This is a genomic window from Lysinibacillus fusiformis (genome assembly GCF_003049525.1).
Taxonomy (GTDB): Bacteria; Bacillota; Bacilli; order Bacillales_A; family Planococcaceae; genus Lysinibacillus; species Lysinibacillus fusiformis.
In genome coordinates this window covers 507,791-533,502 of record NZ_PYWL01000001.1, presented here as the reverse complement: position 1 = coordinate 533,502, position 25,712 = coordinate 507,791, and the positions used below count along the sequence as shown (strand labels likewise).

The window sequence follows — 25,712 nt, the reverse complement described above, 5'->3', positions numbered from 1 at the left end:
GGGATGACACAATGAAAAGAGATTGGAAACTGAAGTTACTGTTGTTGACATTACTATCACTAATTCTCGCTGCATGTAGTAGCAGTGATCAAACAGAAAAGAATGAGCCAGTTACTGACAAAGAACAGGTAACAGAAGATAGTGAGCAACGTATCATTGCGGGGACGGTAGTTATAGCAGATATCCTTGATAAGCTGGAGCTTGATGCAATTGCTGTACCAGAAACAGAAAAGCAATTAGCAAAGCGTTTTGACGGTCTGCCAACAATCGGTAATGCGATGGAGCCGGATATGGAAATTGTTAAGTCATTAAATCCGACAGAAGTATTATCCGTTTCAACTTTAGAATACGATTTACAGGATAAATTTAAACAACTTAATATTCCTGTTGATTTTCTTAATTTCCAAAGCGTTGATGCCATGCTGAAGGAAATAACATCTCTAGGAGAACGCTATGATCGTGAAGCCCAAGCCGGTGCATTAGTAAAAGATCTACAGAAGAACATCGAGGCAGTCCAAAGTGTAGCTGCGAATAAAGAAGGTCCTCGGGTATTAATTTTACTAGGTATACCAGGGAGTTATTTAGTAGCAACAGAAAATTCGTATGCTGGGGATCTTGTGAAACGAGCAGGAGGTATCAATGTAATGGAAGGACAGGATGCAGAATATCTATCTTCTAATACGGAATATCTCCATAATAGTAATCCGGATATTATTTTGCGCTTATCACATGGCATGCCTGATGAAGTTGTGAAAATGTTCGATGAAGAATTTAAAACAAATGATATTTGGAAACATTTCGAAGCAGTGAAAAACGATAAAGTCTATGATTTAGAGGAAGAATTATTCGGGACGACATCCTCCTTGCAGGTACCACAGGCTTTAGGGCAGCTGATGGAAATTTTCTATCGTAAATAGTAACTTGAATGTCGCTCGTATGATCAGTATTTTACTCGTCATAGAGCGTTTTTCTTATCCTATACGGAATAAAAAAAGAAAAAGGAAGTCCGATATGACAAAAAGAATCGTCAGTTTTTTACTTGTAATTTTTCTATTACTTGTGACAGTTATTTATTCAGCCACAACAGGTAGCATTAAAATGGGCTTTTTTGAGTTTATAGGGGCATTATTTGATGAGGGGAATAGTCAAATGGAGGCGATCCGTGATTTACGCTTCCCACGTATCATCGTGGCATTATTTGCAGGTGCCGCACTTTCAGTTTCTGGGGTGCTTTTACAATCGGTGATGCGTAATCCATTGGCAGATGCAGGGATCATCGGAATATCTTCGGGTGCCGCATTTGTTCAATTGTTTATTGTTGCCTTTTTCCCCACATTATTTTTTATGACACCCGTTTTAGCATTTATGGGCGGAGCCTTAGCCTGTATGCTTGTCTTTGCACTATCTTGGAAATCTGGCTTAAGCCCTCTCAAATTGATTTTAGTAGGGATAGCGATTAACGCCATGTTTACAGGCTTAACCGAGGCTATGATTAGCTTAGGTGGCTCCTTAAATATGTCCGCATCTAGTGTGATTGGTTCTAATCTAACAATGCGAACATGGAAAGATGTTTCCACAATTGTGACATATGGTTCAATCGGATTAATAGGGGCTCTAGCTTTATATAGTTGGTGTAATTTACTCGTATTACAAGACAAAACTGTTAAAAGTTTAGGATTTCAAGTTGCGCGAGCACGGTTATTAATTGCAGCCGTGGCTGTTTTACTAGCAGCTGTTTCAGTTGTTGTTGCAGGTGTTATTTCATTTGTGGGACTATTAGTACCTCATATTGCTCGCAGATTGGTTGGACATGATCATGCTGTGCTTATTCCGTTTACAGCACTGGCAGGAGCTTTATTAATTTTAGTAGCAGATACAATTGGACGTACAATTGTTGCACCACTTGAAATTCCAGCGTCCACAATTATGGCAATTATCGGTGGACCCTTCCTCATATTCTTATTACGAAAAGAGTGACAAACATGGATATACAAGACATCATTGTATCGCATGATAATACACGTAACCATCTAAATGGCGTTTCAACATCCATTACAAAGGGCAAAATTACAACAATTATTGGCCCGAATGGCTGTGGGAAATCAACTTTATTAAGTGTTATCTCTCGTCTTCATTTACCTAAATCAGGGAATGTCCTGTTAGAAAATAAAGACTTACTAAACTATAAGCCTAAGGAATTCGCTAAAAAACTAGCGATAGTGTATCAGCAAAACGATATACCGAAAGATTTAACAATTGAAAAATTAGTCGGCTTTGGTCGTCTTCCCCATCAAACATTGCTGAAAAAAGACAATGAAGGAGATGCAAAAGCCATTGAATGGGCATTGGCTTGTACAAATTTACAACAAAAGAGTACAACAAATTTAGAGGCGTTATCAGGTGGCGAGCGCCAACGTGTCTGGATTGCTATGGCTTTGGCACAACAATCTGAAATACTATGCTTGGACGAGCCGACAACGTATTTGGATATTTATTATCAATTAGAATTATTAGAGCTAGTCAAAACATTAAACGAGCAGCACGGCTTAACGATTATCATGGTGCTTCATGATATTAATCAAGCTATTCGCTATAGTGACCATATTATTTTAATGAAGGATGGTCAACTATTCGCAGAAGGTGCTCCACGTGATGTGATCACAAAAGATGTTATTAAAGAGGTTTATGGAGTTGACGCGGTATTTAATGAAGATAAACAACTTGGCTATTATATGATGCCAATAGGGATATGATTGGTGATAGGATGAAAAAGAAGGCGTCAAAGTTAGTCACATTTCTATATTTAGTGATATTTTTATTTTCTGCATTTTCTCTGGCAAAGTATCTATATACGTACTATGAGACATCAAAATCACTGAAGGAAGTGCAGGATATATATCAAGCTACATTAAGCACTATTGAGGATCAGCCAGTAAGTCAAGAGGAAGAAACTCAAGCTCCTTCAACGATAAGACCTCAATTCCAAGATTTATTAGCAATGAACCGTCAAATTGTGGGATGGATTTCAGTGGATGGAACAAAGTTAAATAATCCAGTACTACAAGCTGACAATAATGAGTTTTATTTAAATCATAATTTTAAAGACGAGGAAAGTCGTGCAGGAAGTGTCTTTATGGATTATCGCAATAATATTCTTTCTATGAATCAAAATACAATTTTATATGGTCATGCTATGAAAAACAATACGATGTTTGGTAGTCTAAAAAATTATTTAAAGCAAGACTACGCGGATGACCATCCAATTATTTATTTAGATACCCTATATGAAGGGTATGATATCGAGGTATTTGCTGCATATGAGACAACTATTGATTTCTATTATATTGAAACGGACTTTACAAGTGACGGAGCTTATCAGCAATTTCTAGAGGACATTCAGAAGCGCTCATCCATACAAATGAATGTCGCTATAAGTCCCAGTGATAAAATCCTGACATTGTCTACTTGTAAGGATTCAGTGATGAGTGACGATCATCGCTTTGTTGTGCAGGGTAAATTAGTAAAACGTGGAGAATAAGAATAGTAGGGAAGTACGAAAAGTTCGACACCCTTTTATGGAGGAGAACCATTATTGTCAAGGTTCTCCATTTATTTTTTAAGCCATAATGACTACTCTCAATAAGCAGGTGTCTACGTTTCCATTATTTCAGTTTCTTTTTATTTGATTTTCTCTCCCAGCTCTAAAATAATTCCTTCAGGACCACGAACGTAACATAATTTATAACTATCTTCATATTGCTGTATCTCACTAAAAATTTCTGTACCCCTTTTTTTCAATTTAGCAATAATACCTTCAATATCTTCAACATTAAAGCAAATATGTCGGATTCCTAGCGTATTGGCAAGAGGTTGCTGAATATCTTTGTCATCTGATGGCGAATAAAATTTCACTAGCTCTATCCATGTCTGACCATCAGGCATCCCCAAACCTACACATGCCGTTTTAGCATGATTAAGCCCAACTATTCGGCTTAATTGTTCTCCTTCCAATTCCCATTCTGCTTTTACTTCAAGTCCTAACTCAAGAAAAAATGCTTTAGCCTCTGAAAGATCATTTACGTTTATACTCACATGATCCATTCGATTGATTTTCATATGTTATACCTCCTTGAAATCAAGTGTTCTTCGCAGAATTATACAACAACCTACTATTTTAAGTATCTGTAAAAGTCTCTTTACCGTCATGCTTTTTTTGCTACTTCGGCTATGGAAAAACGTATACATGTTCAGAGGAATAGGATATCTCAGTTTTCAACATGAACATTAAATAAAAAAACAATTTAATTACTTGACGTAATTAGATTATTAATATATAGTAGGTTACATAAAGTAATCAATTACTTTTTATAACTAAAGTAGTAAAAAAAGATAAGTAACTACAAATGTTTATCCTAAATAATGTTGGGTAACATAATTACTGTAGTTGCTTCATATTTTAAAATATATCTCGAAATCGAGATAAAATCAACTTATTGGAGGAATTTTAAAATGGCAAAATGGAATATTGATTTAGGGCACTCAGCAATTAACTTTCAAGTAAAACACATGATGGTATCAAAAGTGAAAGGTGTATTTGACAAATACACAGCGGACATTGAGGCGGCAGATCTTGCAGACTTAACTACTGCTAACATCAGCTTTACAATTGATCCAGCAAGCATTAATACACGTAGTGAAGATCGTGATAACCATTTAAAAGCAGAAGATTTCTTTGATGCTGAACAATATCCAACCATTACGTTTAAATCAACAAATATTACAAAAAAATCTAGCGATGAATATTCAGTAACAGGTGACTTAACAATTAAAGGTGTAACAAAATCAGTAACATTTGATACGGAGTTTAACGGCAAAGGCACAAATCCATGGGGGCAAGAAGTATATGGTTTTGAAGCTGAAACAACGATCAATCGTGAAGACTTTGGTTTAACTTGGAATGCTGCCTTAGAAACTGGTGGAGTTCTTGTAGGTAAAGATATTAAAGTATCAGTTGAGTTAGAAATTAACCCAGCGTAATAAAGAGATTTTTCCTTGCATGCTTGAAGTAATATTCGAGCATGCTTTTTATATGTCCCAAAATAGGCATGTGCTTATCATATATTCTAGTAATGATATTCTGTAAAAAAATCCCACCAAATAAGTTTCTTGCATATTTTTAGCAAATACTGCATATAAATCATCATATTGTTTTTGGGGGCGATAGGATGAATGTATTAGTGACAGGTGGCTATGGTTTTATTGGCAGTGCAGTAGGTAGGCGTTTTTTTGAAGAAGGAGCATCGGTTTATATTATTGATAATTTAAGTACGGGTCACTTACGAAATGTTGACTTTGAGCATAAATCTTATCTTTTAAATGTGGAAGATGAGGTTTGTGAGCACCTTTTTAAAGAAACACATTTCGATGTGGTGATTCACTGTGCAGCGCAAACAAGTGTTCAACAATCCTTACAGGAGCCAGTAAAGGATATTTTGACGAATATTGTTGGGCTAAGTCAAATGCTCTTTTTATCATCTAAATATAAGGTAAAGCATTTTGTTTTTGCCTCCTCAGCTGCTGTGTATGGAAATAGTCACTATCCGCCACTAGAAGAAACAGATGTCTGTGAACCGATATCTATGTATGGATTAAACAAGAGCATTGGAGAAACCTATTGTGAGAAATGGCAAAAGGATTATCGGTTACCTATTCTTATTTACAGATTCGCCAATGTTTTCGGTCCAAGACAACAAATGCAAGGTGAAGCTGCTGTCATCCCAAGCATGTTAAAAAGTAGTATGGAGGGAAAACCCTTTACGATTTATGGTGATGGTGAACAGACACGTGACTTTATTTACGTCGATGATATTGCAGACGCCATCTATGCCGGTGTCCATGCACGATTGCAGGGTATCTATAATGTGTCCACAAATGAAGCCTGGTCACTTCATCAAGTTATTTTGCTACTTCAGCATTTAAATCATCCACTTGAAATTCAATATGCCCCCGCGCGAGAAGGAGATATTGAACATTCATTTTTAAATAATGACAAATTAGCTAATGCAATTGGTTGGAGACCCAAAATTTCTTTTGCAGAGGGAATTGAACGTACGCTGAATGCTTTACAAGTTGATAAATTAGCGGAAATTTAACGATATAGAGGATTTGGCATATTACACTGTGTAATATGTCTTTTTCTATGTCTATAGTATAATAATTCATTAAAGAAATGGATGTGGACGGAGGCTTACATATGCTTGTAGATTTTAGAGTAAACAATTGTCTAAGCTATAAAGAGGATACATTATTTTCAATGGTAGCGGGAAGTCGTCTGCGAAAATGGAAGGATACCCATACCATGCAATTGGATGATTCACTGCGTGTAGTGAAAAGTGCATTTATTTTTGGGCCAAATGGAAGTGGTAAATCTAATCTATTTACCGCAATTAAGGTTTTGCGGTCCTTACTTTTTAACTTTGAAAATTTAAACAATATTAAACAATTACGTCTACCTTATCAACCATTTAAGCTAGGAAGTCAGCAGGGCAAACCAACAGAATTTATGATTTCCCTATTTTTGGACGGAGCTTTGTATGATTATGAAATTCAGTATAATGCTTCCTTAGTTTTATATGAGCGCCTTCACAAGACAACAAATAATTTGAAGGAAGAACTTTTTGTCCGACGTTGGGATGGTGTGGACTATTCGTATGACACAGCTCATTCGACGGCACAGAAATTAACAAAATATACACGTAATAATACAGCCTTTTTATCAGTGCTCCATGTTTTTAATGATTCAGATGCGTTAAAGGTATTCGATTGGTTTTTACATAAAATCCTGTTTCTCGATGAAGCGAATCGGTTATCAAGTCATCCCCTTATTCGTAAACTTGAAGAAGAGCCTTTTAAAAAAGAGGTCATCAAACTTCTTAAAATTGCCGATTTTTCGATTCAAGATGTCACAGCAAGACGTGTGGAACGCAGAGAAAAAAATACCATTGGCTACGAATTTGACACCCCTGAGATCATTCAAGAAGTTGATATCGATCTGCATTATTTATCATTCGATGAAGCAGGTGCCCCCATCGGGACAGAGACGATCAATTGGACGATGGATTCTAAAGGTACTGTGCGCATGTTGCATTTAGCTTGTGTGATGGTAGATGCTTATAATAAAGGAAAAACTATTTTTATTGATGAATTTGATACAGCTTTTCATGTGTCAATTTGTGAATTTCTAATGGCAATCATGAATAGTAAACGCAATACGAGTAATCAATTTGTCGTGACGAGTCATGAAATAGAATTATTGGATCAGCCATTGCGGTCCGATCAAATTTGGTTTGTTAATAAAACCTTTAAAAATGAATCTGAGCTTTATTCTTTATTTGATTTTGCAGACCTGCAAAAAAAGCGTGGCGACCTTTCATATGCAAAACGTTATTTAAAAGGAGAATTTGGCGCAACTCCCGTTATTAATGAATATTTATCTGAACAATATTTAGATGAAGCGGAGGTATCTGAGCAGTGAGAGTACGTCAACAAGGAAACCGAACACTGCGGAATACTATTTTAATTTATTGTGAAGGTGAAACGGAACGTATTTATTTTGAGCAGCTACGTATTTTGAAGCGCTCTAAAATGGTGAGTGTGAAAATAAAAAACGTTAAACGTTCTGCAATTAAGCTTGCTCAACATGCTTATCGGGATTCAAGTTATCAATATTTTGACGAGGTCTGGATTGTTTTTGATAAGGATGATTTAACTGAAAAGCAATTGGAGGAAGTAAATCAATTTTGTGAGGAAAAAGGGATTCATATTGCTTATTCAAATGAAGCTTTTGAATTGTGGTTACTTTTGCATTTTGAAGAAGTGGATAGCTCGGAAAAATATCCACGAGCTGTCTTAAATGACAAAATGGAACAACATCTTGGCGTGAGTCGATATTTCCGTCATAAGGCTGACGAGTCTCTTATTGCCCCTATTGCATTACGACATGAGGTAGCGATTAAAAATTGTACGGACATGATGGCTCTTCGTAGTACGGAGAGCCGTGACAACCCCTACTGTAACATACATGAAATGATACGATACATATTTTAAGATTGGTAGGTTCTTTATGTTATATAGGGAACCTACTTTTTACTTTAGCGGAGATAGATTGTCAAATAAATGCATGTTTATTCCAAACAAACATATAGTGTCTATTGAGCGAAATCAGTAATAGTATGAAAGGGGATTGCGTGGATAAGCCAAATTCGAATCAACGCAAAAATATAGAGGATAATGCCAAGGATCAGCAACTAGAGCCGTTTCGTGTTGAGAATGAAGGCACAAAAATGACTACGAATCAGGGTCTTAGAGTGTCTAACGATGAGGATTCCTTAAAAGCAGGAGTCCGCGGTCCGACAATTATGGAGGATTTTCACCTTCGAGAAAAAATTACACATTTTGACCACGAACGAATTCCAGAAAGAGTCGTACATGCTAGAGGTTTTGCAGCGCATGGTGAATTCGAATTATATGAGTCAATGAGAGAGTATACGAAAGCGAAATTTTTGCAAGACCCGAAAAAGAAAACACCAGTGTTTGTTAGATTCTCGACAGTGGTAGGTAGTTTAGGCTCGATGGACACAGCTCGTGATGTACGGGGGTTTGCAACAAAATTTTACACGGATGAAGGAAATTATGATTTAGTAGGCAATAATATTCCAGTCTTTTTTATTCAGGATGCTATTAAGTTTCCAGATTTAATTCATGCTGTAAAGCCAGAGCCGCATAATGAGATGCCGCAAGCAGCCTCTGCCCATGATACGTTTTGGGATTTCGTTGCGAACAATCAGGAGATAGCACATATGATTATGTGGCATATGTCTGATCGAACAATACCTAGAAGCTTCCGTATGATGGAAGGTTTCGGGGTGCATACATTCCGTTTTGTTAATGACAGAGGACGATCGAGATTTGTGAAGTTTCATTGGAAGCCTGTACTAGGTGTGCATTCACTAGTTTGGGATGAAGCACAGATAATTGCAGGGAAAGACACAGATTTTCAGCGACGGGATTTGTGGGAGGCCATCGAAATTGGAGATTATCCAGAGTTTGAGTTAGGGGTGCAAATACTTGAACCGGAAGACGAATTTAAATTTGATTTTGATATTTTAGATGCCACTAAGCTTTGGCCAGAAGAACTAATACCCGTAAAGAAAATTGGAAAAATGACCTTAAATCGTAATGTGGATAATGTATTTGCTGAAACGGAGCAAGTTGCCTTCCACCCAGGGAATGTTGTACCAGGCATTGATTTTACTAACGATCCACTGTTACAAGGTCGACTCTTCTCCTATTTAGATACACAGTTAATTCGTCTCGGGGGACCAAACTTTGCGGAAATCCCTATTAATCGCCCTCTTTGTCCTGTGCATAATAATCAACGGAATGGTTTTAGTCGACAGGCAATTAATCTAGGTAGAGTAAGCTATCATAAAAATTCATTGGCCAATAATACGCCTGCAACATCTACTGCAAGGGAAGGGGGATACGTTCATTATGAAGAAAAGGTTGAAGGGCGAATCACAAGAGCACGTAGTAAATCCTTTGACGATCACTTTTCGCAAGCTAGGCTCTTTTGGAACAGTATGTCCCCACCTGAAAAACAGCATATTATAGACGCTTTTAGCTTTGAGGTTGGAAAAGTAAAAAGTAAATCGGTGCGACAACAAGTTGTGGATATGTTTGTTCGTGTGGATAAAGCAATGGCTACAACTGTTGCTGAAAATGTTGGTGTTAACCCTCCTAGTGGGGAACAGTCCAAGGTAACAGCCTCTTCACCTGCACTTAGTCAAGCCAATACCATTAAATTGCCTTATACGCTTAAGGTAGGTGTTTTAATTGGTGATGGATTCGATGCCAATGAGGTAGGGGAAGTATTGAAATATTTAACAAGGCAAGGTGTGCGCTACAGCATTATTTCTGATCGGCTAGGTGTTGTGACAGGGAATAATGGTGTTCAATTAACGGCAACCGACACATTTATTACAACCGATGCCGTTTTATTTGACACGTTATATGTGGTGGGGGTAAAGGCAAGTAATCAAGCTAAATTTAATACACATATCGTGAATTATATTAATGAGGCATATCGCCATTATAAACCTATTGGGTTTGCTGTTACAGGTACAACGTTTTTCAATATGTCAAATGCGAATGTGGGACCAGGCATTGTTTTAGCAACTGGTAATAAGGATTTTGCTAAAAAATTTGTAGGCGCGATTGCACAACAAAGATTTTGGCAACGCAATATTTATTAAGCATAGGAAAATATAAACGTATAAGGCTTAGACTGTGGACAAAAGCTATCGAGAAGTTCTTTCTCTCGGTGGCTTTTGTTATTTTCATTTTTAAGCTTTTCGAATTGTTCTACTAGATGGGCATTTCTTTAAAAAACCCTCTCTAAGACATTCCTGATAATATTGCATTCAATTTTTCCCAATGATAAGGTGTTACATGAGGTGAGAAATATGGAAAATTTTGATATAGCGATTATTGGCGCAGGGCCAGGAGGTTATGTAGCGGCCATTCATGCGGCGAAAAATGGCAAAAGGGTTGCATTGATTGAACGAGATAAATTAGGAGGAGCCTGCTATAATGTCGGCTGCATTCCATCTAAAATTTTATTGGAGCATAGTAAACTAGTACAGGCAATCAATCAAGGAAATAATTGGGGAATAGAAACGGACAATGTGCGAATAAATTTCCCTCGATTGATGCAAAGAAAAGATACAATTATTCAAGAGCTTCTAACAAATATTGAGCACTATATCATCAACAACGATATAACTTTATATCGTGGTGAAGCCACATTAACTAAAGACTTGCTGATAACAGTTGGAAATGAAACTTTGACAGCCACGGATATTATATTGGCAACAGGCAGTCATCCATTTGTCCCACCATTTCAAGGTTTAGAGACTGCTACCTACTATACAACAGATACATTTTTCAATCTTAAAGAGCTACCAGCACAGTTAACGATTATTGGTGGTGGTGTCATTGCAGTAGAAATGGCCTTTAGTTTAGCACCTCTAGGAACGAAAGTTACAATGCTTAATCATAGTGAGGATATTTTACAAACGGAAGAACCAGAGTCGAGACCTCTTATTCGAGAAAAGATGAAGAAACTTGGTATTGAACTTGTAACAGATTTCGAATTCGAAAAATTTGAAGGCCATACTATTCATACAACTAAAGGTACATATACATATGAAAATCTTCTATTTGCCACAGGGCGTCGTCCTAATACAGAGATCGCTCAGCATTTAGGGCTAGCATTTGAAGGACTTTTAATTGCCGTCAATGACCATTTACAGACGAGTCAGCCCCATCTGTATGCAATTGGTGATTTGGTCGGTGGTTATCAGCTAGCACATTCAGCAAGTGCAGAAGGAATCTATGCTGTAGATTATATTGTGGGTAATCAACCAGCATCAATTGACCAAGCATCTATCCCACGTTGTGTCTATACACATCCTGAGATTGCCACATTTGGTTTACTAGAAGAACAGGTAAAAGTGTCTTACACGATGACAAAAATGCCTTTAAAGACAAATCCAAAAGGTTTAATGGAAGGCAATACAGAAGGCTTTGTGAAGCTAATTACAGAAGAGGGTAGCGGTCAAATTCTAGGTGCTTGTGTTGTAGGAGATGGTGCAACAGAAATGCTGAATGCGATATTGGCGGCAAAAAATGCAGGTGGTACAGCTCTTTCATTAGCACAAATGATTTTCCCACATCCGACTGTATGTGAGCATATTGGAGATGCAGCCAAAGCCGTTTTTGGAAAAGCTATTCACCAATAAAAAAGCTATTGACTTTAAAGGAATATATGTTAGATTAATTTTATAAGAATACTTGGTTTTGAAGTTGACTAGGCATCTAGAGGCTTCTATTTTACAAGGCGGTTTCCGTTTGATTGTAAAATAGAAGCTTTTTTAATGGCTTAAAAAAATAAAAGGAGTGGGGAAATGACAAAAGCAGTAATTATTAATGGAAGTAACTCGAAAAGCTCTAGAGTTACGGCAATTCATGAAAAGGTTGTAAATCATCTAATGGCACAAGGAGTAGAAGTCCATTCTAATTATGTTCATGAGCTACCAGCAAAAGATTTAATGACAGCCAATTTTGGGAGCGAAAGTATCCAGCTAGAGAATAAATGGGTCGAGGAAGCACAAATAGTGATCATTTTAACCCCAATATACAAAGCATCCTTTACAGGGATATTGAAGACTTATTTAGATGTACTACCCCAGAAAGCTCTGCATGAGAAGGTCATACTACCTATTGCTGTCGGAGGTTCTATTGGTCATTTATTAGCATTAGAGTATGCTTTAAAGCCCGTTTTAGCTGTACTCGGGGCGACCACAATATCACATTCAGTTTATATTGTGGATAAACAAATTATTCGTCTGGATGAAGGAGGCTTTGCCATAGAAGAAGAAGCAATCAACAGATTGGAAGCAGAGCTAAAGCAGTTGCAACGAGTATTAATTGCTAATTAAATATGATAAAAGCGCATTATAGGGGTATCCTATAATGCGCTTTCTTTTAATTTACTTCAAGATCTTCTTCTATTTCTACTGGTGCTGTAGAAAGATATAAGAAAGCCTCATCTTGCAAAAGCATTAATTTTTCTTCACAAATCCCATGCGATAATGGTCCTGAAAAAATAGACTCCCACCATGTCGTTGTTGTTTTCATTCATCTACGCCCCCGTTTTAATTAATATGTAGTTGTATATTTCCCGAGATAAAAAAACTAAAACATTTTACATACTCAAATTTCATCCTCCCTGATGTAGAAAGAGGATTTTTCCCTCCTGATGTTGTATCGTATAGACAATGATAGTTTGTTTCGAAATGAAAAAACTATGTATGCCATTTTTGAAAAAGGGGTGCTTTATTGATGAATTTTACGTCTCAAGATGTGGAAAATATGATAACAGAGCAGCGTCAATTTTATTTTTCTCGTGCCACTAAAAGTGTCAAGTTTCGAAAAGAGCAATTAAAAAAACTAAAGAAATCCATTTTGAAATATGAAAAGGAAATACTGAACGCCCTATACTTAGACCTTCGGAAAAGTGAGTTTGAAGCTTATGCAACTGAAATTGGCATTGTCTTAGATAGTATTTCTCATATGGTGAAGCATGTGGAAGAATGGATGGCGCCAGAAGCTGTCAAAACACCTATTCAATATCAGATGGGTAAGAGCTTTATTGTTCGTGAACCGTATGGTGTTACATTAATAATTGGACCTTTCAATTACCCATTTCAATTGGTCATGGAACCACTGGTAGGTGCGATTGTTGGCGGTAATACAGCTATTGTCAAACCGTCAGAAACATCTGTACACACTGCAGCCATCGTAAAAAAAGTAATTGAAGAAACATTCCACCCGTCCTATGTACGTATAGTGGAAGGGGAAAAAGATGAGGTTACTGCCTTAATCCATGCTTCCTTTGACTATATCTTTTTTACAGGAAGTGTTGCAGTCGGCAAAGTGGTAGCTAAGGCAGCAGCAGAACGACTAACTCCTATTGCTTTAGAACTTGGAGGGAAAAGTCCAGCTATTGTCGATCAAACAGCGAACCTAGAAGTAGCAGCGAAGCGGATTGTATGGGGTAAATTTACAAATACTGGGCAAACATGTGTGGCACCAGATTATTTACTTGTTCACAAAGATGTGTATGATCGCTTTATGAAAATTTTAAAAGAAACAATACGTTCTTTTTATGGGAAGAACCCATTAAAAAGCCCTGATTACGGACGCATCGTGAATCTTAGACAGTTTGATCGTTTACAGCAAATTATTAAGGAAGAGCGAGATGCTATAACATTTGGCGGGCGGATAGATCGAGATGATTTATATATTGAACCAACAATCATCGAATATGTAAAGTGGACAAGTCCATCGATGCAGGAAGAGCTTTTTGGTCCTATCCTACCTGTTATGATGTATAACGATTTACCACTAGCTATCCATCAAATTCGCCAATTGCCGAAACCACTAGCGGCATATTTCTTCTCAGAGCACGAAAAAGCGACTCAATACTTTTTAGAGGAATTGCCATTCGGTGGAGGATGTATTAATGATACTATTACACATGTTGGTAACTTACATTTACCATTTGGAGGTGTTGGTCCTTCAGGTGTGAAAGCTTATCATGGTAAAGCGAGCTTTGAAAACTTTACACATTCAAAATCCATTTTAAAGAAATCTTCTAAGCTTGAGACGAATGTACTTTTTCCACCCTATAATCAAAAGGTGAAAATTGTACGCTCTATTATGAAATAGTAAAATGGGGGTATCTTTTTTCAAATGAAGATACCCTCATTCAAAAAACCCCTCCTTTGTATAGAAAAATGTTCCCAAAAATCCCATCCTAGACGTGTCGAAAAATGCCGATTTGTGATTATTTATGAAAATTTCGAAGAAAACGTGTTTTTTGTTCAAATGTAAGCGTTTTCGTTGAAAAAACAGCACAGAGACATTTTATTTATCACGAAATAAGTAGTAAAATAAATTCAATAGAACGTGGGGGGATTCATATTGTCGTTTTTTGTCGAATAATCAAAAATGATGACGTGAGTGTAGAGATTGATTGGAGGACTATGAAATGTATGCAGAGGAATTGTTAAGTGCATTACCTTTGAAAAAAATAATTGGCATGTTGCCAGACCAAGTAACTGATATCGTAGTGGATTCAAGAAGTGTACAGCCAAATAGTATGTTTGTTTGTATTAAAGGTTATACAGTGGATGGACATGATTATGCTCAAAAGGCTGTAGATGGCGGGGCTACGATTGTTGTAACGGACCGAGAATTACCACTAGGTGAGACTATTGCTCAAGTAATTGTGAAAGACACGGACCGTGCAGTAGGCTTATTAGCCGCAAAGTTTTTTGATTATCCTTCAAAAGATATAACGATGATCGGGGTAACGGGAACGAATGGTAAAACATCTGTGACGGGTATTATTCAAAATATCATGCATGGTATGGGTGAAAAATCGGCCCTATCTGGCACAATTGGCTTTAATTTAAATGGAATTCTATATGAATCTGCCAATACAACGAGTGATGCGTTATCGACGCAACAAATGATTTTTAGAGCAAAAATGGAAGGCTGTCGTTTAATGACGATGGAGGTTTCATCCCATGGCTTAGCACTTGGACGTTTAGCAGGTGTTGACTATGATATTGCTATTTTTACAAATCTAACGCACGATCATCTTGATTTCCATGGTACGATGGAGGAATATGGCCATGCTAAAGGTTTATTATTCTCCCAGCTTGGACAAGATTTAGAAAAAAATAAATTTGTTGTGCTAAATGCCGATGATGCGTGGTCAGAGCGATACGCAGCTATGACACCATTTCCAGTGTGGACATATGGTTTAAAAAATGAAACAGCAGATTTCCGTGCCATTAACTGTGAATATCACGATTATATGACATCCTTTGATGTGGAGATGTCAGAAGGAATTTATCGTGTGAAAATGAATTTACTAGGTGAATTTAACATTTATAATGTGTTAGCAGCGATAGTGGCATTTTATGGTCGTGGCTATACTATGGAAGCCATTATTGAGCAAATCGAGCAACTCCCACCAGTTAAAGGTCGTATGGAAAAAGTATGCTCTGACCTACCTGTTCAAATGTTTGTTGATTATGCACATACACCTGATGCCATTGAAAAAGCGATTGAAGCAGCACAACCATATAAAAAGGGCAAACTTATTTTCTTAGTTGGGACAGGTGGTAACCGCGATAAATCAAAACGTCCTGCAATGGCTGAGAAGGCGTCGGCAGCAGAGTATGTCATTCTGACAACAGATGACCCACGCTATGAGGACTATAATAGTATTACAGGTGATTTAGCCAAAGGGATGTTACATGACAATTTTGCTTGCATCGGGGATCGTGCAGAGGCAGTCCGACATGCCATTGAGGTTGCTGAACCAGGCGATATGATCATTTTTGCTGGTAAAGGCCATGAGGATTATCAAATTATTGAAAATACAAAATTTCCACATAGTGATGCAGAAATAGCAATAGAAGCTGGCCGATTGAAATTTGTTTGATGGAATATAAGATCTTAGGAAACCCTTTTAGATAGTACTAAAGGGTTTTCTTTTTGGCGATTTCATGTAAAAAGGTTGTACGAAAGGCAAGTCTTCTTTTATTATTATTAAGTATGAAAAAAGGAGAATGACGAGATGAATTCAAATTTAGAAAAAGATATACAATCGCGTCGTACTTTTGCCATTATCAGTCACCCTGATGCTGGGAAAACGACGATTACAGAAAAGCTTTTACTTTTTGGTGGCGCCATTCGTGACGCAGGAACAGTAAAAGGGAAAAAAACAGGTAAGTTTGCAACATCTGACTGGATGGAAATCGAAAAGCAACGTGGTATCTCTGTAACTTCTTCCGTGATGCAGTTTGACTATAATGGCTCACGTGTAAACATCTTGGATACTCCTGGGCACCAAGACTTCTCAGAAGATACGTATCGTACACTAATGGCAGTAGATAGTGCTGTCATGGTAGTGGATGCTGCTAAAGGGATCGAGGCACAGACATTAAAGCTATTTAAGGTTTGTAAAATGCGCGGTATTCCAATTTTCACTTTTATTAATAAATTAGACCGACAAGGGAAAGAGCCGCTTGAGCTAATTGAAGAGCTTGAGGAAGTACTAGGGATTAATGCGTATCCAATGAACTGGCCGATTGGTATGGGGAAAGAGTTTCTTGGTATTTATGATCGTTACAATAAGCGTATTGAGCAGTTCCGTACGGATGAGACAGAGCGCTTTCTACCAATAGATGAAAATGGTGAACTTGCTGTAGAACATCCAATGAAAGTCACTTCTTATTATTCTCAAGCAATGGACGATATTTTACTATTAGACGAGGCTGGTAATGAATATTCGGAGGAAAAAATTCGTCGTGGCGAATTAACACCAGTGTTCTTTGGTTCAGCTTTAACAAACTTTGGTGTACAAACATTCCTAGAAACTTACTTACAATTTGCACCAATACCACAGCCTAGAATTACGGAAGATGAGCAGTTTATTGATCCGCTTGAACAAGAAGAATTTTCAGGATTCATATTCAAAATTCAAGCTAATATGAATCCTGCGCACCGTGACCGTATTGCCTTTGTACGTATTGTTTCTGGTAAATTTGAGCGTGGCATGAATATGACATTGTCTCGTACAGGCAAATCCTTTAAAGTTACGCAATCTACACAATTCCTAGCTGATGATCGTGAGACTGTAGATGAAGCGGTTGCTGGAGATATTATCGGGTTATATGATACGGGGACTTATCAAATTGGAGACACAGTTGTGGGTGGTAAGAAAACATTCCAATTTGAAAAATTACCACAGTTTACACCAGAGTTATTTGTCCGTGTAACGGCTAAAAATGTAATGAAATCGAAGCAATTCCATAAAGGTATTTTACAATTAGTACAGGAAGGTGCTATTCAATATTATAAAACACTGCACACAGAGGAAGTTATTCTTGGAGCAGTGGGTCAACTGCAATTTGAAGTATTCGAACATCGTATGAAAAATGAATACAATGTGGAAGTAAGAATGGAGCCAATTGGTTCAAAAATTGCACGTTGGATTGAAAATGAAGAGGATGTTAAAGAGTCCATGTCCTCTGGTCGTTCAATGCTGGTGAAAGACCGCTTTGACAACCTTGTGTTCTTATTCGAAAATGAATTTGCCATGCGTTGGTTTAACGATAAAAACGAGAACATTAAACTTTATAGCCTTCTTTAATAGTCAAACACGAATCGACAATTTTGCGATTCGTGTTTTTTTTCAAGGAAATTTGACACTGACTGTAGAATATATAAAGTATTAGGAAATTTAAGATTGCCATCGCTAGATGGTAGAAAATTAGCCTATTTATAAAATAATCCCCTTTTCGGCTATCATAGAAAGGAAGAGGCAGAAAAAGGAGTTTATCATATGAACATTAGTAATTTTTCAATTAAAAGACCGGTCTTTACAATTGTAACGATGCTTTTTGTCATTTTATTAGGCGGTGTATCGTTATTAAAAATACCAATTACTTTAATTCCGGAGTTAAATCCTCCGATAGGTGTAGTAGTCACCTCCTATCCTGGAGCAAGCCCAACAGAGGTGAATGAGAGAGTAACGAAGCCTTTAGAGGCAACACTAGCCACCTTACCAGGCATTAAGAAACTACAGTCAACCTCGCAAGAAGGAAGCAATTTAATCGTCCTTGAGTTCAATTGGTCCACCAACCTAGAAGATGTCCAACTTGATATTTTACAAAGAATTGATATGACACCTCTTCCCAATGATTCGGGCAAGCCAAGCTTTTTAAAGTTTGATCCATCTCAATTTCCAATTATTCAGCTATCATTGCGCGCAGAAAATGAAAATGTTGATGTGCGCTTATTAGCAGAGGATTTAGAAAAAGAGCTTCGACGGACAGAGGGTGTCGCAAGTGTGAATGTTTCGGGGAAGCTTATAGAGGAAATACAAATTACATTAGATGAGGGAAAGCTAGTCGAAAAAGGCTTAACACAGGCAGATATTATTCAAATCGTTCAAGCGAACAATGTATCACTTCCTGGTGATCCGGTTTTAACTAATGATGGAAAAATGTTAACAACACGGATTGTTAGTACATTAACCTCCCCTGAAGATATAGCCAATTTAATCGTTTCTGTGAATCCTTTAACAGGTGAAGCGTTAACAGTTGGCAATCTCGGCTCTGTTAAAAGGGCAGAACAGCCATCTGTAACGACAACTCGTGCCAATGAGCATGCAGCAGTTCTTATGTCTGTCATACAGGAGTCGGGTGCGAATACTGCAGAAGTGTCAAAGGAGTTTCAACAAACCTTAAATGATCTGCTAGAGAAAGAGCAATACAGGGGAATAACAGCAGACATATTAGTAGATCAGGGCAACTACGTGGATGTTGCTATCAGTAATATCGGCTCTTCCTTAATTTTAGGAGGATTATTTGCAATGTTCGTCCTTTTTGTGTTCTTACGCAGTATAAAGAGCCCTATCATCATTGGTATCGCTATCCCCTATTCAGTTATAGTGACATTTGTATTGATGTTTTTTGCTGATTTTTCACTCAATATTATGACTTTAGGTGCTCTAGCTTTGGGTATTGGCATGCTAGTGGATAATGCAATCGTTGTTATTGAAAATATTGAAAGACACTTAGGGCTAGGAAAAGATCCTATTACAGCAGCAATGGAAGGGACAAGGGAAGTGGCTCTTGCTATCACAGCTTCAACACTAACAACAATAGCTGTCTTTATTCCTGTTATGTTCATCGAAGGATTGATTGGACAAATTTTCACAGAATTTGCTCTCACAATTTCATTTAGTTTAATTGCCTCTTTAGTAGTTGCCCTTACAGTAGTGCCGATGCTAGCGAGTCGTCTTTTAAAAATGAAAAGTATTAACGTTTACAAGCAGCGTAGTCAATCTCAATTTTATAAGCGATACAAATCGTCTATTGTTTGGGTTCTGAAGCATCGTATGCTCATTCTAATTTTCACAGTAGCTTGCTTTGGCCTATCATTATTCGGATTGACTAGAATTGGTACTGAATTTTTACCACCTACCGATGAAGGATTCACAACCATTAGCGTCAATCTTGAAAAGGGTGTAGCTGTATCTGAAACTGAAAAGGTTGTCAGGAAGATCGAGGAACGTTTAAAGCAGGAAAAAGATGTAGATGTTTATGTTAGTTTAATTGGTGGCACACAACAATCTCAATCACGTGGACAAACTAGCCCGAACCAAGCAGAAATGTATGTAAAGCTAGTGCCTTTAGTGGATAGAGAACGCTCAATTTTTGAATTTGTCGAAGAGTTAGAGCAAGAATTACAGGGAGAGTTAGGAGATAAGACTGAGCTGACATTTAACGTATCGACAGCAACTGGCTCATCACCACATACTTTAACGTTTAGATTAACTGACTCTGATGAAGGAAGGCTCCAACAAGCTGTTAATAAAGTGCAACAAGAGCTACAAGCGATTGAAGAAGTGACGAAAGTCTCCACAGATTTAGATAATACGGTTCAAGAAATTCAAATTGAAGTCAATCGAGAGAATGCAAAAGATTATGGTTTTGTACCGGCCCAAATTGCACAGTCTGTCAATCAAATGACAAGAGGACAATTAACGTCCCAATTAATCGCAGAGGATGGTGCTGTGTTACCTATCTACACAGGTTTCGGACAGACCTTCAACGATAGTGTGAATTCACTAAAAGCAATGCAACTTCGTTCACCTGCGGGCTTGTTTGTGAAATTAGAGGATGTTGCAACAGTTTCTATAGAAGAGGGTCCCATCTCTATTCGTCGTTCTGATCAGGCTGCAGCAGTGGCATTTTTTGTTGAATATGAAACGAAGGAATCTTTAGGCGGAATGTCAACAAAGGTAGATAAAGCAATAGAGAGTGCTCATTTATCACCTACTACGCAAATTGTATTTAGCGGTGATCGAGAGCTTTATGATAGTGCAATCGATGATATGCTACTAGCCGTTATTCTGGCAATTATATTAGTTTATATTGTGATGGCTGCTCAATTTGAATCATTCAAATATCCGTTTGTCATTATGTTTACGGTGCCATTAATGATCATAGGTGTAGCAATTGCCATGTTTGCCACAAATACATTAATAGGTGTGACATCTGTAATCGGAATTTTAGTGCTTGTAGGGATTGTTGTAAATAACGGTATTGTGTTAGTTGATTATATTAACCAGCAAAAAGCGAGTGGTATGTCAGCGTATGAAGCCATTTTACTGGCTACTCAGGATCGTCTCCGTCCAATCTTAATGACCGCGTTAACGACTATTTTAGGATTGCTTCCACTTGCACTTGGCATTGGGGAAGGAACAGAGATGAATCAACCGATGGGAATTGCAGTGATTGGAGGACTTGTGACGTCCACGTTACTAACACTATATATTGTACCGATTGTTTATAGTTTAGTGGATAAGGAAACAAGAAAGATGCGTTAGAATCGAGGGGGAATGGGAGATGAAAGTTCATTTTTTTACTGGTTTTCCTGGTTTCATTTCAAGTCAATTAATTAGGACATTGTTCCAAAAAAAACAAACACAACAGGTTATAGCAATCGTATTAGCTGGCGAAACCATTAAGGCTCATCGAGAAAAAGATAAAATATTAAAGGAGTTTCCTAATGGATCGATTCGTATTGTTGAGGGTGATATTACCTTGCCGAACCTAGGTTTAGATAATCAAGTGATTGAAGAAATCGTACCTCAAATTGAAGTGCTCTGGCATTTGGCAGCTATATACGATTTAGCTGTACCCCGTGATATTGCTTGGAAAGTGAATGTACATGGGACAACAATGGTGAATGAATTTGTGCGCACTTTACCCCATTTAAAACGCTATATGTACTTTAGTACGGCATATGTGGCTGGTACACGTGAGGGGGTACTGCGTGAAAATGAACTGATTCGACCATTCGCATTTAAAAATTATTATGAAGAGACAAAATATGAGGCTGAGCTCCGAGTAGAAGATTTAAAATCCGAAATTCCATTAACAATTATTAGACCTGGCATTGTGAGGGGACATTCGGAAACGGGTGAAACTATTAAGTTTGATGGCCCCTATTTCTTTTTAAATTTAGTAGAACGTTTAAAATGTTTACCTATAATTCCTTATATTGGAAAATCTACATCTACGATCAATGTAGTACCAGTAGATTATATATTAAATGCCTCAACTTTTTTGGCATCAGAACAAGAGGCTGAAGGCAAGACCCTTCATTTAACAGATCCAAATCCTCACCCTGTACAGGAAGTGTATCGTACTATGGTGAAACTAGTAACAAATGCTTATCCGAAGGGACATTTACCGTTTGCGTGGGCAAAGCTATCCTTGCAAATTCCTTTTATTCGGAGAAAGCTAGGGGTGGAGCAGGAGACATTAGATTATTTAACATGGAATGCCACATTCGACACGACTGAAGCCCAGCAAATTTTACAAAAAGGTGGAATTACATGTCCTGATTTTATTCGGACGATGCCGCGAATGATTGATTTTTATTTAGCACATAAAGAAGATAAGAGCTACCAGATACAAATTAAGTAATGAAAAAACCATATAGATATTTTTGTAAGCTGTAAATGATAGTGCTATAATGTTTGAAAGAAGATACCTTCGACACTTTGTCAAAGGGGAGTAGCTAACAGGTTTTGCAATTATTTTACCTGGTTTCACATTCGTCAAGACATGGTTTTACCATCGGGTGTGATAGTGAATGGCTCTATGCGTAAAATGATGACTGATGACGTGTAGATTGATGTACCGATAAGGTACTAATTTACTTAGCGAGACCTTTGCCTACATAAGGCAGGGGTTTTTTTCTTTTGTACTTTAGTGGAACTAGTCATTTGGGTATTTAGAGCTTAGAGGAGGCACTAGCATAAATGGAAGCAATAATATTACAATACGGCTGGGTTTTAATTGTCCTAGTTGTATTAGAGGGATTACTAGCAGCTGATAATGCAGTAGTAATGGCTGTAATGGTCAAACATTTACCGCAAGAACAACAAAAAAAGGCGTTATTTTATGGACTATTTGGCGCCCTGATTTTTCGATTTGCTGCTCTTTTTGTCATTACAGTTTTAGTAAACTATTGGCAAATACAAGCAGTAGGTGCGGCTTACCTGCTATTTATGTCTGCGAAAAATATTTATGATTTACGTAAACATAAAGATGATGAGGAAGAGACGAGTGAAAAAGCTGGGAAAAAGGGTTCTGGATTCTGGTTAACGGTACTCAAAGTAGAAGCTGCAGACATTGCATTTGCTATTGATTCCATGTTGGCTGCAGTAGCTATCGCTGTCACATTGCCTCATTTGGGGAATTTTGATATCGGTGGCATTAATGGTGGACAATTTATCGTCATGCTCCTTGGTGGGTTTATCGGGGTTATTATGATGCGTTTTGCTGCCCAATGGTTTGTCAAAGTATTAAATGATTATCCTTCACTTGAAACAGCTGCATTTTTAATTGTAGGCTGGGTAGGTGTGAAGCTTGTTGTCTTAACATTAGCCCACGAAAAAGTAGGGATATTACCTGCAGAATTCCCACATTCCACTGCATGGGAGTTAACATTCTGGATTGTCTTACTCGGCATAGCATTTGTAGGTTATCTAGTAGGGGTTCGAAATAAAAAATAGCTTAGATTGAATTATCCAGCTGTAGTCAAAAGCCATCGAAAGTATGATCGATGGCTTTTGGTATTTTCTTTTTCTATGATATTTTACTACTAAATCTAATCTCACTTTTTCGGCTTAAATCTTGGAGAGCTTACGTCATGAATGTGATTTTTCGTCAACATTGTTTGTCACTCTAAGGATTTACTTTTCAACAATAAAAAAATAGCTTAGAATCAATCGGAGTGACTGTTTATAAAGTATAGCCGTTAATCTCCACTACGGGCTGACGTTTCCACTGGCGGGGCCGAGCTGCTGCTCAGTCCAAGGATCTCGACATTCCCACTTAGTCGCCACCCTACGATCCGATCAACTTCTACATTATCACTCCACCTACATACTTCGAGCTTTTTTGAGCTAAACTCATTAACCCATTTTGCAGTGAGAGAAAATCTTTACCTGTGTATGTTCGATAGGCAAATCATAGTGAAAATACTCAATAGAAGATATAAAATTTTCTTCGCAAAATGCTTCAACACCAGAAATTTCGTATGTCATAGTTGGATAGTTTGCTTGTAAAAGTACCTTTGCTTCTTCATATTCATCTGGATGTAATGTAGCCTTAAAATGCAAAAAAAGCAAAATACTCCTAATTATTAGTAATACTAATAATCCGCCGATTGTAAAAATAAATATACTCCAAGCCTTTAACCACTTATTCAAAACTTCACCTCCAAAATAAAAAGCATTTTAGTTCAGATATCGTCCATTTTCAAAAAGTATAGTAATAACTATTCCTCTTTCTTTTTTCTTGTATTTTTTCTATACTATAATCTATCTAGTTGGGCATCATATGTAGGAGGGGTTGTTAAAGTGCCTTGGAAAAAATCTTCCAATAGACTTGTCACACCATTTCAGGTACTTGTTTCTTATTATTTTATAGCTATAGCGATTTCCTTCCTGTTATTACGGCTTCCAGGCGTTCATCAAGAAGGGGTAAAGGTATCCTTTTTAGATAGTCTATTTACGGCAGTAAGTGCAGTAAGTGTAACTGGTTTAACAACTATTAATATTTCTGAAACGTATACGAAATTTGGACTTGTGATGATTCTTGTTATTTTGCAGTTAGGCGCAATTGGTATTATGTCACTGGGTACCTTTGTGTGGCTCTTAGTCGGGAAAAAAATAGGGATGCGTGAGCGTCAGTTAATTATGATTGACCACAACCAGTACAATTTGTCTGGTGTTGTGAAATTAATACGTGAAATCTTAAAAATCTTAATTGGTATTGAGGTAGCAGGTACGTTTATTTTAACTTTACATTTTACCAATTATTTTGATACGTTAGAAGAAGCATTCTTACACGGAGCATTTGCTTCAATTTCTGCTACGACCAATGGGGGATTTGACATTACGGGAATGAGCTTATTGCCATTCCATGATGATTATTTTGTTCAACTGGTGACAATGGTACTTATTGTGTTAGGGGCAATAGGTTTCCCTGTCTTAATTGAACTAAAAACTTTCTTACTCAAACGTCATGCGAATTTTCGATTTAGCTTGTTTACAAAAATTACTACGTCTACTTATGCCATTTTATTTGTTGTTGGTGCTCTGGTCATTTTACTTCTCGAATCTTTCCATTCTTTCAAGGAAATGTCCTGGCACGAAGCGCTTTTTTCAGCGATGTTTCATTCTGTATCGACAAGATCTGCTGGGCTTACAACTTACGATGTGACGACATTTAGTGAGGCGACAGATATTTTTATGAGTTTTCTCATGTTCATAGGTTCTTCTCCAAGTTCAGTGGGGGGAGGAATTCGAACAACCACTTTTGCCATAGCTATTTTATTTTTAATTACATTTGCAAGAGGGAGAGAGGATATTCAAGTGTTTGGGCGAGAAATTCATTTAATTGATGTTTTCCGCTCCTTCGTTGTCATCTTATTAGCCTTTTTCATGGTTTTAATTGCAACGATTATTTTGCTTATTACAGAGCCACATGCCTCCCTTATTCAAATTATTTTTGAAATCACCTCTGCGTTCGGTACTTGTGGTATGTCGTTAGGAATAACTTCAGATTTATCGGTTATTGGTAAAATTATTATTATTATTTTAATGTTCATTGGTCGAGTTGGTTTAATATCCTTCCTGTATACGCTAGGTGGTGGTGGACGAGGAAAGAAATCGAAATTCCATTATCCAAAGGAACGCGTAATAATTGGGTAACGCTCACAGAACATTGATATATAAGGATTTGTTGAGGGGTAATCATGATATTGCCCCTTTTTTCTGTCAAAAGTGTTAAATAAAAATGTTTTTGTTTGGTAGCTACATAGCCGAGTGAGCTTGCATTTATAAATTAAAACTGTCATACATGAAACAATCTTCTTTTCGAAAGCCGGAAATAGCATAAAGAGTAATTGACTTTCTTCTA

21 protein-coding genes are annotated in these 25,712 nt (G+C 37.3%); 18 read left to right on the top strand and 3 right to left on the bottom strand.

Going from position 1 to position 25,712, the window contains the following annotated elements; all coding sequences use genetic code 11:
* Positions 1–11 precede the first annotated feature (11 nt).
* The 4 genes from isdE to srtB all read left to right on the top strand — a co-directional run bounded on the left by isdE (position 12) and on the right by srtB (position 3,538).
* Complete coding sequence (isdE, locus tag C9J29_RS02600; RefSeq protein ID WP_164908763.1) at positions 12–917, top strand: heme ABC transporter substrate-binding protein IsdE; 906 nt, start codon at positions 12–14, stop codon at positions 915–917.
* Positions 918–1,011: 94 nt separating this feature from the next.
* Positions 1,012–1,977 (top strand): FecCD family ABC transporter permease, encoded by a 966-nt coding sequence (locus C9J29_RS02595; protein ID WP_107921561.1) that lies wholly within the window; start codon positions 1,012–1,014, stop codon positions 1,975–1,977.
* Positions 1,978–1,982: 5 nt separating this feature from the next.
* Entirely contained in the window at positions 1,983–2,753 is a 771-nt protein-coding gene (locus C9J29_RS02590; protein ID WP_008174198.1) for an ABC transporter ATP-binding protein, read from the top strand.
* A gap of 11 nt (positions 2,754–2,764) precedes the next feature.
* On the top strand, positions 2,765–3,538 hold the full coding sequence (srtB, locus tag C9J29_RS02585; RefSeq protein WP_237068728.1) for a class B sortase: 774 nt from the start codon (positions 2,765–2,767) through the stop codon (positions 3,536–3,538).
* Positions 3,539–3,678: 140 nt separating this feature from the next.
* Here the strand turns inward: srtB and C9J29_RS02580 are convergent, their stop codons facing one another.
* Complete coding sequence (locus C9J29_RS02580) at positions 3,679–4,116, bottom strand: VOC family protein (RefSeq protein WP_096363646.1); 438 nt, start codon at positions 4,114–4,116, stop codon at positions 3,679–3,681.
* Positions 4,117–4,509: 393 nt separating this feature from the next.
* On the opposite strand from C9J29_RS02580, the gene C9J29_RS02575 reads away from it, so the two are divergent.
* From C9J29_RS02575 to ssuE, 7 genes are all read left to right on the top strand, one after another.
* On the top strand, positions 4,510–5,037 hold the full coding sequence (locus C9J29_RS02575; protein ID WP_008174190.1) for a YceI family protein: 528 nt from the start codon (positions 4,510–4,512) through the stop codon (positions 5,035–5,037).
* Positions 5,038–5,225: 188 nt separating this feature from the next.
* On the top strand, positions 5,226–6,152 hold the full coding sequence (locus C9J29_RS02570; RefSeq protein ID WP_008174188.1) for an NAD-dependent epimerase/dehydratase family protein: 927 nt from the start codon (positions 5,226–5,228) through the stop codon (positions 6,150–6,152).
* Between the two features lie 101 nt (positions 6,153–6,253).
* The gene (locus C9J29_RS02565) at positions 6,254–7,534 is read left to right on the top strand and encodes an AAA family ATPase (protein WP_107921560.1); all 1,281 of its coding nucleotides are present in this window, start codon (positions 6,254–6,256) and stop codon (positions 7,532–7,534) included.
* On the top strand, positions 7,531–8,106 hold the full coding sequence (locus C9J29_RS02560; RefSeq protein ID WP_107921559.1) for an RloB family protein: 576 nt from the start codon (positions 7,531–7,533) through the stop codon (positions 8,104–8,106). The genes C9J29_RS02565 and C9J29_RS02560 overlap by 4 nt, the downstream gene beginning before the upstream one ends.
* Positions 8,107–8,231: 125 nt before the next feature.
* A complete protein-coding gene (locus C9J29_RS02555) occupies positions 8,232–10,313 on the top strand; it encodes a catalase (RefSeq protein ID WP_008174182.1) in 2,082 nt (693 codons plus the stop codon).
* 210 nt (positions 10,314–10,523) lie between these two features.
* Positions 10,524–11,861, top strand: coding sequence for a dihydrolipoyl dehydrogenase (gene lpdA / locus C9J29_RS02550; protein ID WP_107921558.1), 1,338 nt, complete (start codon positions 10,524–10,526; stop codon positions 11,859–11,861).
* Between the two features lie 165 nt (positions 11,862–12,026).
* Complete coding sequence (gene ssuE / locus C9J29_RS02545; protein WP_107921557.1) at positions 12,027–12,560, top strand: NADPH-dependent FMN reductase; 534 nt, start codon at positions 12,027–12,029, stop codon at positions 12,558–12,560.
* A 46-nt stretch (positions 12,561–12,606) separates the two neighbouring features.
* Here the strand turns inward: ssuE and C9J29_RS24155 are convergent, their stop codons facing one another.
* On the bottom strand, positions 12,607–12,759 hold the full coding sequence (locus C9J29_RS24155; protein ID WP_008174177.1) for a hypothetical protein: 153 nt from the start codon (positions 12,757–12,759) through the stop codon (positions 12,607–12,609).
* A 204-nt stretch (positions 12,760–12,963) separates the two neighbouring features.
* Here C9J29_RS24155 and C9J29_RS02540 point away from each other — a divergent pair, with 204 nt between their 5' ends.
* The 6 genes from C9J29_RS02540 to C9J29_RS02515 all read left to right on the top strand — a co-directional run bounded on the left by C9J29_RS02540 (position 12,964) and on the right by C9J29_RS02515 (position 23,299).
* Positions 12,964–14,352: an aldehyde dehydrogenase gene (locus C9J29_RS02540; protein ID WP_008174173.1), complete on the top strand. Its 1,389-nt coding sequence runs from the start codon at positions 12,964–12,966 to the stop codon at positions 14,350–14,352.
* Between the two features lie 322 nt (positions 14,353–14,674).
* Positions 14,675–16,141: a UDP-N-acetylmuramoyl-L-alanyl-D-glutamate--2,6-diaminopimelate ligase gene (locus C9J29_RS02535; protein WP_089987210.1), complete on the top strand. Its 1,467-nt coding sequence runs from the start codon at positions 14,675–14,677 to the stop codon at positions 16,139–16,141.
* Positions 16,142–16,276: 135 nt separating this feature from the next.
* Entirely contained in the window at positions 16,277–17,854 is a 1,578-nt protein-coding gene (locus C9J29_RS02530; protein WP_008174169.1) for a peptide chain release factor 3, read from the top strand.
* A gap of 192 nt (positions 17,855–18,046) precedes the next feature.
* Positions 18,047–21,100, top strand: coding sequence for an efflux RND transporter permease subunit (locus C9J29_RS02525; protein ID WP_107921556.1), 3,054 nt, complete (start codon positions 18,047–18,049; stop codon positions 21,098–21,100).
* 19 nt (positions 21,101–21,119) lie between these two features.
* Positions 21,120–22,205, top strand: a complete 1,086-nt coding sequence (locus tag C9J29_RS02520; protein WP_008174165.1) for an SDR family oxidoreductase — start codon at positions 21,120–21,122, stop codon at positions 22,203–22,205.
* A gap of 338 nt (positions 22,206–22,543) precedes the next feature.
* A complete protein-coding gene (locus C9J29_RS02515; protein ID WP_008174164.1) occupies positions 22,544–23,299 on the top strand; it encodes a TerC family protein in 756 nt (251 codons plus the stop codon).
* A gap of 402 nt (positions 23,300–23,701) precedes the next feature.
* On the opposite strand, the gene C9J29_RS02510 is transcribed toward C9J29_RS02515, so the two are convergent.
* Complete coding sequence (locus C9J29_RS02510) at positions 23,702–23,998, bottom strand: hypothetical protein (protein ID WP_107921555.1); 297 nt, start codon at positions 23,996–23,998, stop codon at positions 23,702–23,704.
* A gap of 150 nt (positions 23,999–24,148) precedes the next feature.
* Here C9J29_RS02510 and C9J29_RS02505 point away from each other — a divergent pair, with 150 nt between their 5' ends.
* Complete coding sequence (locus tag C9J29_RS02505; protein ID WP_008174151.1) at positions 24,149–25,504, top strand: TrkH family potassium uptake protein; 1,356 nt, start codon at positions 24,149–24,151, stop codon at positions 25,502–25,504.
* Positions 25,505–25,712: the final 208 nt, after the last annotated feature.

Bases quoted from the DNA above. Each gene is read 5' to 3' on its own strand.
- isdE (WP_164908763.1), top strand. From the start codon at position 12: ATGAAAAGAGATTGGAAACTGAAGTTACTGTTGTTGACATTACTATCA.
- C9J29_RS02595 (WP_107921561.1), top strand. From the start codon at position 1,012: ATGACAAAAAGAATCGTCAGTTTTTTACTTGTAATTTTTCTATTACTT.
- C9J29_RS02590 (WP_008174198.1), top strand. From the start codon at position 1,983: ATGGATATACAAGACATCATTGTATCGCATGATAATACACGTAACCAT.
- srtB (WP_237068728.1), top strand. From the start codon at position 2,765: ATGAAAAAGAAGGCGTCAAAGTTAGTCACATTTCTATATTTAGTGATA.
- C9J29_RS02580 (WP_096363646.1), bottom strand. From the start codon at position 4,116: ATGAAAATCAATCGAATGGATCATGTGAGTATAAACGTAAATGATCTT.
- C9J29_RS02575 (WP_008174190.1), top strand. From the start codon at position 4,510: ATGGCAAAATGGAATATTGATTTAGGGCACTCAGCAATTAACTTTCAA.
- C9J29_RS02570 (WP_008174188.1), top strand. From the start codon at position 5,226: ATGAATGTATTAGTGACAGGTGGCTATGGTTTTATTGGCAGTGCAGTA.
- C9J29_RS02565 (WP_107921560.1), top strand. From the start codon at position 6,254: ATGCTTGTAGATTTTAGAGTAAACAATTGTCTAAGCTATAAAGAGGAT.
- C9J29_RS02555 (WP_008174182.1), top strand. From the start codon at position 8,232: ATGAAAGGGGATTGCGTGGATAAGCCAAATTCGAATCAACGCAAAAAT.
- lpdA (WP_107921558.1), top strand. From the start codon at position 10,524: ATGGAAAATTTTGATATAGCGATTATTGGCGCAGGGCCAGGAGGTTAT.
- ssuE (WP_107921557.1), top strand. From the start codon at position 12,027: ATGACAAAAGCAGTAATTATTAATGGAAGTAACTCGAAAAGCTCTAGA.
- C9J29_RS24155 (WP_008174177.1), bottom strand. From the start codon at position 12,759: ATGAAAACAACAACGACATGGTGGGAGTCTATTTTTTCAGGACCATTA.
- C9J29_RS02540 (WP_008174173.1), top strand. From the start codon at position 12,964: ATGAATTTTACGTCTCAAGATGTGGAAAATATGATAACAGAGCAGCGT.
- C9J29_RS02535 (WP_089987210.1), top strand. From the start codon at position 14,675: ATGTATGCAGAGGAATTGTTAAGTGCATTACCTTTGAAAAAAATAATT.
- C9J29_RS02530 (WP_008174169.1), top strand. From the start codon at position 16,277: ATGAATTCAAATTTAGAAAAAGATATACAATCGCGTCGTACTTTTGCC.
- C9J29_RS02525 (WP_107921556.1), top strand. From the start codon at position 18,047: ATGAACATTAGTAATTTTTCAATTAAAAGACCGGTCTTTACAATTGTA.
- C9J29_RS02520 (WP_008174165.1), top strand. From the start codon at position 21,120: ATGAAAGTTCATTTTTTTACTGGTTTTCCTGGTTTCATTTCAAGTCAA.
- C9J29_RS02515 (WP_008174164.1), top strand. From the start codon at position 22,544: ATGGAAGCAATAATATTACAATACGGCTGGGTTTTAATTGTCCTAGTT.